Consider the following 12,659-nt stretch of genomic DNA (forward strand, 5'->3'; position numbering starts at 1 on the left):
GTTTATTAACTTGAGTACATTTTATTAGTTCAATATGAAATATTTATGAAATAAAAGAGTTAAGTTTATAAAATTAAAAAATAATTAATTAAAATCAATTTCAAACCTCATACCAGTTGAAATTGATTTAAAAGAAAAACTTAAATTATACATCCTTAAAATTTGTTCAACTATGTATAACCCTAATCCATTTCCTCCACTAGACTTATTTCTATCAAAATCAACCCTATAAAAAGCTTCAAAAATATGTGCTAAATGCTCATCTGAAATTGGTTTACAATCATTTTCTATAATAAGCTTTTTATCTTTTATATAAACTCTTATTTCCTTCCCCTCATCAGTATAATTAACTGCATTAGAAATAATATTAGAAATTGCCTTAGTAAACACCTTTTCATCTACCTTAATATTAAAAGAATCATTTAAATTAACTTTAATATTAATATTTTTTGATTTAGCTATTATATTATAATGGTCCAATGCATTTTCAACTATATATGATAAATCCAATAACTTTTCATTTTTATTTTCTATAGAATTAAGCCTTGAAGTATCTAAAATCTCCTGAACCATTTTACTTAATTCATTAACTATATCCTTGCACTTTTCCAAATATACATAATGATTTTTATATTTTCCTATATCATATAACATATTTTCAATCATTATATGCATACTCATCAATGGAGTTTTAAGCTCATGTGATGCACTTCTTAAAAAATCCACCTTAACCTTTTCAGATTCACTTACATTTTTTATTTCTTCTTCTAATGATATAATTGTATTTAACAAATTTTCATACAAACTATTTATATTATATGCTAATATTCCAATTTCATCTTCAGATTCAACATTACAAAAAGCCCTTTTATTTAACTTTTCCATTTCCTTTGTAACATTACAAATTTCCTTTATTGGAGTTGTAATTTTTTTTGCATATATATATGATGCAATTAAAGCTACAATTAAACTTACAATCATAGAATATGGCAATATTTTTAATATAATATCCCTAGTTTCTGTAAAAGATTCTAAATTAGTTACTATTTGAATATTTCCTTTTACATCATTTATAGTCTTAAAATCTCTACTTTTTATTATTGATGAATTATTTACATTAATATATTGACTAAATATCCCCTCATTTATTGAATCAACTTCTTCTTCTTCAGAACTTTTTATAATACCTTCACCAGTTAAATCTGGAAGTATTAATGATTTATCCTTAATAACATCCTTATCTATGTATATATCTACATTTTCAACCCCTTGAAAACTTCTTTGCTCTTCTCCTAAAGTAATAAAAACCTGAATATTATACTTTTGAGCAAAACCTTTTGCTAATTCAAAAGACTTTTCACTAGTTTCTTCATTTATTTTTTGAGTTAATTCTGAAATAATTATATCAGCTTCTTTTTCCTTATTACTTAAATATACCCTTGGTACTGCTAAATATATTAAAATATTTGAAGTAAAAATTATTAAACTTATTAATCCAACTGTAAATATGTATGTTTTTGAAAATAACTTTAATTTTTTCATTACTGCTCCTCAAACTTATAGCCAATTCCCTTAACTGTTACTATACAGTCTAATGATAGCTTCTTTCTTATATTTTTAATATAAACATCAATAACTCTGTCATTTGGACATTCTTCTATACTCCATAAATTATCTAAAATTTGTGCTCTACTTAAAACCTTACCCTTATATTTTAATAATAATTCTATTAATTTTATTTCCTTAGGCTTTAAATCTATAATTTCATCATTTTTCTTTGCAGAATATCCTTCAAAATCAATTTCTATATCTTTATAATTCCATTTCCTATTTTCTTCTAACTTTACTCCTCTTCTAAGAAGTGCTTCTATTCTTTTATGTAAAAGTATTATTGAAAATGGCTTTGTAATATAATCATCTGCTTTTTCATCAAAGCTCATAATTTGAGTATAATCATCACTCATTGCTGTTAACATAATTACTGGAATATTACTTTCTTTTCTAATATTATTTAAAACAACAAAACCATTAGCCTTTGGAAGCATTATATCTAAAATAACCAAATCTATTTTATTTTTATTAAATAACTCTATTGCTTGAAGTCCATCTTCAGCAGTTATAACATTATATCCAACTTCTGATAAATATTCACTTACACCTTCCCTTATTTCTATTTCATCTTCAACAATTAATATATTTAACTTCATAATTTTTCTCCTTTTAATTTATTTTTAAATATATAATAGCATAAAATTTTATTCTTTAACCAAAAATACACTTAATATATAGATTAAACTATATTATTAAGTGTATTTTTAATATATAAGATTTTAGCTAACTATATTATGACCAATTGTATTGATTTAATTCTGAATCATATTCCATATATGTTCCATTTGCTGTAGATATTTTATATTTTAATATTTGTACATCATCAATATTACCACTTGCTGGCCCTTTTCCAGTAAACTTCACTGATTCATTTCCAGCTTCTACAACTTCATTACAAGATAAAGTTACTATTTCTTCAGTACCTTTAAACTTAACTTGTATTGTTAATCTAGATATATCTTCATTTGAATTATTTTTATAAGTACATTCTAATATATTTCCTTCTGCAGTATTTACTATATTAAAACTTATAGGAATCGCCTCTACTTTTAAAGGTAAGTCTTTCATAGTAATATTTGATTCTTGTTTTACTTCTTCCTTTTTACTATTCATAATAACTATTCCAAATATAATTAAAACTGCACATACTAACGCTATTATTAATAATTTATATGTTTTATCTTGTTTCATATATTTGCACCTTTCTATATAATTAATTATTTTTTATTTTATCCAATAAAATTAATAAAAATTCTTACTATAAAAAAAGTTGGTTATGAATAAAAATTTCTCATAACCAACTTAAAAAATTTCAAATTAACTTTTTATACTCTCTGCTTCATTTAATTAGGCTAAGGGAATTTGCCTCATTTTAAATAATATTTTTATTACTTATTTTTAATATTTAATTTCTTTGTCCTTGTTGCCCATTTCCTGCTGGATTTTGTACCTCACTTTATGTATCTCCATTTGGTTGTTGACCTTGTGTGCTACTACCTTGTGATGATTGAGATGTATCACCTGGTGTAGTGCCATTTGGCGGTTGGCTTGGTGTAGGAGCACTTGGTGGTTGGCTTGGTGAAGTATCTGGTGTTGTATCACCTGGTGATCCTGAAGGTGGATTAGTTTCAGTAGTTTTACCCTCTATTGAAAATGCTAACTTTAAATTAAAATTAGCTTCAACACCTTTATTAATACCTTCTGATTTTGGTGATTCCCACAAATCACTTCCATAATATAATCTAGCTTGTTCATTTGGGTCTAATTCACCTAATTCTTGTTCAACTGAATTACTTGATTTTAATAATCTTGAAGTTATAGTTGATGAATTTTCAGGTGGTACTAAATTAATTCTCTTTAAATATGAATTAGAAGGTCTATCATATGTTAAATTTAACTTCATTTCAACTTTATTGTTATTTGGAGTTGGATTATCAACAACATATAATTTTTCTAATTTTTCTGTTATTAATCCACTAGTTTTAGTAGTTGAAGAAGTTGCATATTCAAACGATTCAAAATGAACTTTTAATTTATGAGAACCATTATTTATAACTTTATAATAAGGTGTAATAAATTTACCATTAGGCGAACTTCCATTTTCATTTTCATTTTTTATTAAAAACTCCATATTTAATGGAACAGTTGCTGATATAGTAAAATACTCACCTTTTTGTAGTTCATTATCAACATCTGGTTTTTCACTACCTTCAGTTCCATTAAAGTTAGGTAAATTCTTATCCTTATCAGGACCCCATTCACCTATTCCACCATCTAATTCTACACTATTACTTCCACCTTTATTAGGCAGAGGAGTGTTTGGAGCTGTTGTTGAACTCCCAGCTCCTCCAGTACCTGTACTGCCTCCGCTACTGCTTGGAGGCTGAGCTGAATCTCCACTATTACTTCCACCTGGTGGTGCACTTGGAGGTTGCTCTGCTCCTCCATCTCCTGATGGTGTATCTCCACCTGATGGAGTACTAGTTGAATCTGAATTAGTAGCTAATTGAATATTATTTAGTGAATATGCATAACTTTCTACAGAAAAATTTAGCATAATAGCTACCATGCATAAGCTTAAAATTTTCTTTTTCATCATATAAAAATCCCCCCATCACTAATTAATTTTCAATATTTATAATAAGTTTCGCTGCAGATACACCTATTAATGTTTCACCATCAGAATCATAAGCATTTATAGTTGCTGTTGCTTCATATTCACCCTTTTTAAGGTTTTTACTTAACTTAGCATTTTCTATATGTTGATTTGGTTTAATTTTACCACTTTTAAATACTGTTTTATCATTAGAATCTAGCTTTATTTCTACATCTATTACATACTTATTATATGGTGGATTATAAATTCTTAAATTACCTTCAGATTTTCCATCCTTAAATGTAGGTCTTGCATTTACTTCAAAAGAAAATGTAGATTCATCTGCTTTTCTTTGCATAATTTCTGCAATTTGTTCTGCTGTATATCCTGCTATAACACCATCTTCTATTATAGCTCCACTAGATTGACCAAAATTATCATTAGCAAAATTTAAACTTAATCCAAAACCAACACCTATTCCTATTAAAATAACTATAGCTAAAAAAATCTTAATATTTTTTTTCATTGAAGAATTGTTTTTAGTTGAATTATCTTCCATACTTATTATCCTTTCTATTATATTTTTCAATATAATAAGGTTTTAATTATTTTGAAGTATTACTTTCAGTGTTTTTCTTAATTTTTAAAATTAATGTAAATGTATTTCCAATAGGTTTTTCTATTGCTTCAGAAGATGTTCCTGCTTTTCCAGATATATTTATTGTAGAAGTACTTCCAGCTAAAACTTTAGCAATTTTCTTCTTTTCCTCCTGAGTAATTGCTTCTGTACCTAAATCTGAATATAATTCTTTATTACCTAAATATATCTTCTTATTTTCAGAAGTATTTTCAAGGAATAAATTAACTTCATTCCTCTTTTTATTCTCATCAACATTTGTATCAGTTATTAGCTTTATTCCATAATCTCCATCAACATCTATAAAGTTAGCAACACTTACATCTACAGGCTTTTCTCCGTTATTAGTAATTTTTATTGATGTTCCAATAAATTCAGAATTATTTTTCACAGTGAAACTTGCAGTTGTTGGAACTGTTACATTAAATCTACCATGTGGTGTTTCTCCTGCATCTTCCTTCATTTTACCTTTAGTTGGTATTACTACATGTAATTTATCTTTAGTTGTATATCCTCTAGTATATTTAGGCTCACTTGTTTCTCCTTGAGGATTATTTTTATCTGGAATAAAAACATCAGCTTTTTCTGTAGCTCCACTTCCATCATTTCCATTACTTGGAGTGTTTGAGTCAGAACCACCAGCTCCACCAGCTGATCCTGAATTTCCTGGATTTTGGTCTATCGTTGTATCACTTGAATCACTTCCATCAGGATTTTCTGAATCTGTATCTTCTTCTAATCCATCTCCAGCCTTTATTTGTGCAAAAGATAATTGATTAATAAAATCATTTTCATCATTATAAACTATATAACTTGCTATATCTACATTTGCTTCCTTTATACTATCATCTGAAAATCTAGCATTCTTAACTTCTATTGAAGTTGAATATAGCTCTTTTCTTTTTGAATCCTTAGTATTTTGAGCAACAAATTCAACATTTTCATCTGCAACTATTTTTATTTTATAAACTCCATTTTTATTTACATTTAATATAGAGTTTATAGTTTTATTCTTCTCAACTTCTTTTTCAACTATTACATTTTCTTCTTCATCATAAACATAAAGTTTAGCTTTACTAATAGTATCATCAATATCCTTTATAAAAAATGATATTGCAACTTCTCCATCATCACTTATATTATCTATAACCATATCTTTTATAGAAGCTTCATCTTTTAAAACTTCCACAGTTTTTAATTCATTAATATCAACAACCGTTCCATCAGTCATAGTTATAGTATTAAAATTAATATCTTCAACTCCAGCTTTATCATTTGCCACTAATTGAATTGTATAAACATCATCTTTACTAAAGAATCTTCTTTTAGTAGTTTTATTTGGATAATACATCTTTCCATTAATATTAACAGTTGCTACATCTATATAATCTTTAGAAGAATCTACTTTAAAGCTCATAGTATAACTTTCTCTCTTTTTCAAAATATCCTTTGAAACTTGAATATCATTTACTGCTAACTGTAACTTTACAGGTTCTACTCTTACTAAAAATTCCTTATAAATAATATTTCCATTGCTAAGCTGAACATTAGCTTTTACAGTATATAAACCTGGTTTATATATGTCTACATTATTTTCTGTTATAACAATTTTTTTAGTTATATTTTTTCCATCAACATCTTTTGCAGATAATTGTAATGTTTCAAAAGGCTCAAAATTATCTCCTTCTGAAATTATCATATCTTTTCCTACAAATGCTGATTTATCAACAGCAACTTCATCTTTTTTATCATTATTAGGTTTAGTTTCTGTTTTATCTTCTGTTTGGTTATTTTTATTTGAATCATCACTTAAATTACTACTATTATTTATATTGTTGTTAGAATTACTATTTGTGTTATTGTAATTAAAATTATTACTGCTATCTTCTAAATCAGCAGTTACAATTTGACTTGGAGTATATGAATCAAATCCACCTTTAACACTAGCTGCTGTTATAGGCCCTTTTGGTTTATCTTCACCAGCTATTGTTGTACCTTCTTCAATTTCTTTTAAACTAATAGTTTTTCTATAAGCAAATAATGCTGTTTTTTCTTTTAACTTTTCATAACCAGGATCTCCATCAATAACTGATTTTATATAAGAACCTTTAACTATTAAAACTACTGATACAACTCCAGCAATAGCTATAATTGATATTAATTTTAACCTTTTCTTATTATAAAATAATTCTTTTATTTTATTTATAATCATTTCCTTTTTCATATCTCACATCCCCACAAATCTTTTTCTATTTTATTTATCTTTTGTTAATTTTTTCTTCTAACAAAAAAATCAACTTAAAAAATATATACAGCTATACATTTATTAAGTTGATTTTAAAATTATTAATTTGTGGATTTTTTAATTTTTAATATTAATGTAAATCTATTACTTATAGCTGTATCAATATTTGAATTTTTTCCTGCTTCACCATGTAAAGTTAATGTATCATTAGAACCAGCTAGAATTTTTGACACTTTTATTCCACTACTACCAGCTGAAGATTGTAAATTTGACTCATTGTAAACTCCAGTTTTTTCATCATCAATATCTTCTGTTTTAAAATATGCAGTACTATTATTTCCTGAAATATTCATTGCAATATCACTTCTAGAAGATTGATCAGTAACTTCAGATTTAGGCTTAACATTTATTCCTGCTGTACCATCTACATCTATAAATTTATAAGCATAAATATCAATGTTTTGATATCCTTCATTCTTAATTGTAAATGGTATAGTTAAAAATTGCCCCTTTTCATTAACTGTAAATGAAGCAGTTGTTGGAACTACAACTTGGAATGTTCCTGAAGGCATTTCACCCTTATCATTAAGAACATTTCCTGTTATAGAAATATTATGTTTTTGTTCTGTTATATCACTTCCAGTTATATTACCACTTGAAGTTCTTAAAATATTTCTAAAATTAACTTCATCACTTTCTGAATATCCCTCAATATCTTCATCATTTGATACTGAATTTAAATTTGCCTCTGAATATGCTTCAATACCTTCATCATCATAATTTTCATTCATAGGTAATAAACTCATATCTTCATCATCAGATACTGCCTTCATATTTACAGCAATTTCTTTAGAAAATAATTCAATACTTTTTTCTTCATTAGTTTGTTCTTTAGCTTCATCATTTTTATTAGCTAAAACTTTAACAGTATAAATTCCTGCTTTATCTAAATTTATTTTAGTAGAAACCTTTGTATATGATGAATATTTACTTTTTGAAAATGGATTCTCTAAAACTAAATTTCCATCTTTATCATATATACAAATTTTAGGTTCACTTATTGTATTATCAACATCTTTTAACTTAAATGATATTTTAAGCGCATTATTTCCATTACTTTCGTCTTCTACAACAACATCATTTAAAGCAGCATCTTCTTTTAAAACATTAATATTAACAGTTTTATCAATATCAACTACAGTTTTATCAGACATTATTACTTTTTGTAATTTTAAAGATTCATATCCAGCTTTATTTGGTGCCATTAAATTAACACTATATCTTTCAATTTCATCTTCAAGTATCTTTGATACTTCATATTCTTTTTTATTTATAACAACTTTTTCTACATCTATATAACTTTTAGAAGAGTTAACTGCAAAATTCATAGTATAATTTTCTTCTTTTTTAAGCTCTGTTTTAGATGCTTTAACATCATTAACTGCTAAATCTAACACAGTTGGTTCAACTCTTACTGCAAATTTCTTGTCTAAAGTTTTACCATTTTTTAATGCTATAGATGCTTTTACCTTATAAACTCCAGGTTTGTATATATCAACATTATTTTCTGTAATAACTATTGAATTTGTTATATTTTCCCCAGTTATATCACAAGCATAAAGTTGTAATGCATTCATTGGATTAAAGGGTTGTCCTTCTGAAATAATTGCATCTTTACCATTAAAAGCTGATTTATCAACAGTTTCTTCTTGTTTATTACTATTGTTGCTATTGCTATTATTTGAATTAGAGTTATCATTATTATTGTTATTTGAAGAATTATTGTTAGAAGAAATACTACTTGAAGTATTACTAGAAGAAGTATTACTAGAAGAAGTATTATTTGAAGTATTGCTACTATTTGAAGAAGAACTACTTGGAGTATAATTATCATACCCGGTTTTAGTGTCATTAGAAACTAAAGTTTTACTTTCTTCTTTTGCATCATCTTCTACAAGTTGGCTTTCAATATCAATTTTTCCTCTAATCATATTTTCACTTACTGAATCTTGTAAGTTTTTATAATTTGGATCTCTATCTAAAACTGATTGAACATAAAGTTTAATATCTTCAATATCTGACCTTAAAGTTAATCCAATTCCACCAAGCATAATAGCAGTAATTAAAAGTGATAATACATGATGTGCTGTTCTACTAGCAAATGCTGTTCTTAATATAATTAAAATTTTCTTTTTATTCATTTGCACCCCCCTTTACCTTTATATTTTTAATATAAAATTAAATTATTGAGCTGTTATAGTAATTTCAACTATAGTTTTACCTACTTCTTCACCAGTTTCTCTATTATAACCAGTTACAAGTGCTTCTCCAGTATGAGTACCCTTAGGTAAAGCTTCTTTTAATTCAACTTCTTCAATATATTGATTAGGTGCTATTTTAGCTGTTCTTATTATTTCTTTTCCATCTACAGTTATAACATAATCTATATCATAAGCATTATATCTTGGATTTGCCATAACAATAAATGCTTTTTTCCCCTTAAATACAGGATCTGAAGAAATACTAAAAGAAATAGTAGAATCATCAACTTGCTTTTGTAATAAAGCTTTTATTTCTTCTTCAGATAAACCTGGTTCTGCACCATCTGCAAGAACATATCCTGAAACTGCTGAACCATTTTCAGCTCCAGCATTTTTATTTTTGTTTTTATTGTATACAAAATAAACTCCTGCAGATGCAACAGATACAACTAACAGTGCAATTATTATAATTTTCACCTTGTTTTTCTTTTCAACTTTTTTATCCATGATAATATCCCCTTTCTTTTAGTATTTATAAACCCTTATCGGTTAAAAATCCATAATAATTAAATTATTATGGATTTTTAAAGTTAATTTTATTATTTTGCAGATTTCTTAATTTTTAATGTTAGTGTAAACGTATCTTGTACACCATTAGCTTTTATACTTTCATCTAACTCTACTGAGGTATTATCACCAGCTGAACCACTTAAAGTTAAGTTACCTCTTCCACCTGATGGTATATTAGCTAATTTAAAGTCACCTGCTTGAGCAGTGAAATCACTTTTTGAGTAAAGCCCATTAGCAGTTCCTTGTTCAGAACCTAAAAATACAGTTCCTGAATCTCCACTAATTTTTAAACTTACATGATCTCTATTATGAGTTTTAAGGTCACTTTCTTTTACAACAGTTATTCCTCCGTCTTTGTTAGTATCCGTAAATGAAGCTGCAAATATATCAATACCTTGATTTCCATCATTTTTCACAGTTATTGCTGGTGGTGCTACAAATGTACCATCTGATTTCACTGTAAATGATGCTGTAGTTGGAATAGTTACATTAAATGTTCCTGTTGGCAATTCACCTGAATCATTTTGAACATTACCTGTAATTGAAATATTTGTTGTTGGTTCTTCTGTATCTGGATTTGTTATTGTTGCATCAGCAAATGCACTTACTGAAGTTGAAGCAACCATTGCTCCTGCTAAAACTAATGATAATAATTTCTTTTTCATAATAAAAATTCCCTCCATTATTGTATATGTATAATTATTTTTCTCTTACAAGACTTGTTTGCTAACAAGCTTGTCTCTGTTATTTATAATAATGTGTTTTTAATATTTTTTTATTATTTTGTCGTAAATTGTAGAATTTTATATGTGAACTACCTCTAAGCTAAAGACTTAGAAGCTTCTTGGTCAATATTCCTAGTGGAATAAGTTTACCCAAGCTTACAAGATCGTTCCGACCTCAATATAATCAATAGTTACACTATCAATTTTAGTAAGTTCTTACTTGCATTTATATCTCTATCGTGGCTTACACCACATTTCGGACAAGTCCAATTTCTCAATGCTAAGTTTTTTACATCTTTATTTTTATATCCACATTCTGAACATAATTGACTACTTGCATAATTAGCTGGAGCAACTACAATATTTCTTCCATACCAATCAGCCTTGTATTCTAACATTGTTCTGAATTCATACCAGCCAACTTCACTTATTGCTTTAGATAATTTATCATTTTTAAGCATATTCTTTACTTTTAAGTTTTCTATTGCTATAGATTGGTTTTCTCTTATAAACTTAGTAGATAACTTGTGTAAAAAATCCTTTCTTTGATTAGTAATTTTTTCATGTAATTTAGCTACTTTCAATCTAGCTTTATTTCTATTATTACTTCCTTTTTGTTTTCTTGATAAATCTTTTTGTAACTTAGCTAACCTTTTTTCTGCTTTTCTCAAGTATTTTGGATTTGATACTCTATATCCATTACTACATATTGCAAATTCTTTAAGTCCAACATCTACACCTATTTTCTTATTACTCTTTGGAAGTTTAATATTTTCAGTATCTACTAATATAGATATAAAATATTTATTACTTGGAGTTTTAGAAAGTGTTGCAGATTTAATTAATCCTTTGAATTCTCTATGATATTTAATTTTTATCATAGTTTTTAATTTAGGTATTTTTATATAACCCTTATCAATATAAACAGTTCCTTTTTGGTTATTAGTAGTATAACTATGATAATTAGTCTTTTTAGACTTGAACTTAGGAAAACCTATAGATTTATCTCTAAAAAAATTCTTATAAGCTTTTTCTAAGTTTTGTTGAGCATTTGCTAACGCTAACGAATCAACTTCTTTTAGCCATTCAAATTCTTTCTTATATTGTGCAGGTGTATTCTTTAACATCTCACCAGTTTCTTTATAATACTCAATTTTATCAGCTAACATTTTATTATATATAAATCTACTGCAACCAAATGTCTTTGCTAAATATTCTTTTTGCTCTAAATTAGGATATATTCTATATTTATAAGCTTTCAACATATTTTGTTTCCTCCTTTCTAACCTTGATTTTGAATATATTTTCTTAATGTTTCTGCACTTACCTCACCTATAGTAGATACAAAATAACCATCAGTAAAAAATGTTCTTTCTTTCTAAAAGTATTTACATAATTCATCTGAAAATTCATTCCATAGTTTAATTGTAATTTGTTGCTTTAATATTCTAACTATCATAAAGGGTGATACTTTAGGTTCACTTTCCACTAATAAGTGAACATGTTTATCAACTTCTATTTCCAGTATTTCAAAATCATATTTTTGTGATATAGATACCATAGTTTCTTTCACAAATTCTCCATATTGTATCATTAAGTTTTTTCTATATTTACATACAAAAATAATATGATACCTTAATATGAATTTACTGTGATTTTTGCTAGTATACAATATTATTCACCTCACAAATATAATTTTACTGTAAAGTAGAACCACTTGCAAGAACTGTTTTTATCTTATATAATATATACATAAATATTTTCAATGGAGTGTTGCATATGCTAAAAAATAGAACTAAAATAGGTTCAGCCATTAATACTGAATTATATAATAAACTAAAAGAACTGTCAGAAAAGACTAGAATACCTATTTCTAAATTACTTGATGAAGCTTTATCTGATTTATTAGAAAAACATAAAAGTTAATATTTTTTTACAGATTCATCCCCTAAGCTAAAGACTATAGGGGATTTCTCCTATCCAAATTTAAATAAATAATTACTTAACCATTTAC

The 12,659-nt window shown here is 26.4% G+C and carries 11 protein-coding genes and 1 pseudogene; 1 reads left to right on the forward strand and 11 read right to left on the reverse strand.

Annotated features, from left to right (window positions below):
- Positions 1-84 precede the first annotated feature (84 nt).
- From ACUN06_RS11055 to tnpA, 11 genes and pseudogenes are all read right to left on the reverse strand, one after another.
- Positions 85-1,542 (reverse strand): ATP-binding protein, encoded by a 1,458-nt coding sequence (locus ACUN06_RS11055; protein WP_440250700.1) that lies wholly within the window; start codon positions 1,540-1,542, stop codon positions 85-87.
- A complete protein-coding gene (locus tag ACUN06_RS11060; RefSeq protein ID WP_291736083.1) occupies positions 1,542-2,207 on the reverse strand; it encodes a response regulator transcription factor in 666 nt (221 codons plus the stop codon). The genes ACUN06_RS11055 and ACUN06_RS11060 overlap by 1 nt, the downstream gene beginning before the upstream one ends.
- A 136-nt stretch (positions 2,208-2,343) precedes the next feature.
- Positions 2,344-2,802: a hypothetical protein gene (locus tag ACUN06_RS11065; protein ID WP_294127749.1), complete on the reverse strand. Its 459-nt coding sequence runs from the start codon at positions 2,800-2,802 to the stop codon at positions 2,344-2,346.
- Positions 2,803-3,067: 265 nt separating this feature from the next.
- Positions 3,068-4,210, reverse strand: coding sequence for a hypothetical protein (locus ACUN06_RS11070; RefSeq protein ID WP_449389799.1), 1,143 nt, complete (start codon positions 4,208-4,210; stop codon positions 3,068-3,070).
- 22 nt (positions 4,211-4,232) lie between these two features.
- Positions 4,233-4,766 (reverse strand): hypothetical protein, encoded by a 534-nt coding sequence (locus ACUN06_RS11075; RefSeq protein WP_291735805.1) that lies wholly within the window; start codon positions 4,764-4,766, stop codon positions 4,233-4,235.
- A gap of 46 nt (positions 4,767-4,812) precedes the next feature.
- Complete coding sequence (locus ACUN06_RS11080) at positions 4,813-7,068, reverse strand: hypothetical protein (RefSeq protein WP_449389800.1); 2,256 nt, start codon at positions 7,066-7,068, stop codon at positions 4,813-4,815.
- Between the two features lie 122 nt (positions 7,069-7,190).
- Positions 7,191-9,290: a hypothetical protein gene (locus tag ACUN06_RS11085; RefSeq protein WP_449389801.1), complete on the reverse strand. Its 2,100-nt coding sequence runs from the start codon at positions 9,288-9,290 to the stop codon at positions 7,191-7,193.
- A gap of 42 nt (positions 9,291-9,332) precedes the next feature.
- Entirely contained in the window at positions 9,333-9,857 is a 525-nt protein-coding gene (locus ACUN06_RS11090) for a hypothetical protein (protein ID WP_449389802.1), read from the reverse strand.
- A gap of 92 nt (positions 9,858-9,949) precedes the next feature.
- Positions 9,950-10,585: a hypothetical protein gene (locus ACUN06_RS11095; RefSeq protein ID WP_449389803.1), complete on the reverse strand. Its 636-nt coding sequence runs from the start codon at positions 10,583-10,585 to the stop codon at positions 9,950-9,952.
- A gap of 251 nt (positions 10,586-10,836) precedes the next feature.
- Positions 10,837-11,910 (reverse strand): IS200/IS605 family element RNA-guided endonuclease TnpB, encoded by a 1,074-nt coding sequence (gene tnpB / locus ACUN06_RS11100; RefSeq protein ID WP_449389804.1) that lies wholly within the window; start codon positions 11,908-11,910, stop codon positions 10,837-10,839.
- Positions 11,911-11,927: 17 nt separating this feature from the next.
- Positions 11,928-12,320, reverse strand: a pseudogene (tnpA, locus tag ACUN06_RS11105) (IS200/IS605 family transposase).
- Between the two features lie 104 nt (positions 12,321-12,424).
- On the opposite strand from tnpA, the gene ACUN06_RS11110 reads away from it, so the two are divergent.
- On the forward strand, positions 12,425-12,571 hold the full coding sequence (locus tag ACUN06_RS11110; RefSeq protein ID WP_294126155.1) for a ribbon-helix-helix domain-containing protein: 147 nt from the start codon (positions 12,425-12,427) through the stop codon (positions 12,569-12,571).
- The last annotated feature ends 88 nt before the right edge of the window (positions 12,572-12,659 follow it).

It is taken from the genome of Clostridium sp. ETTB3, assembly GCF_053571985.1.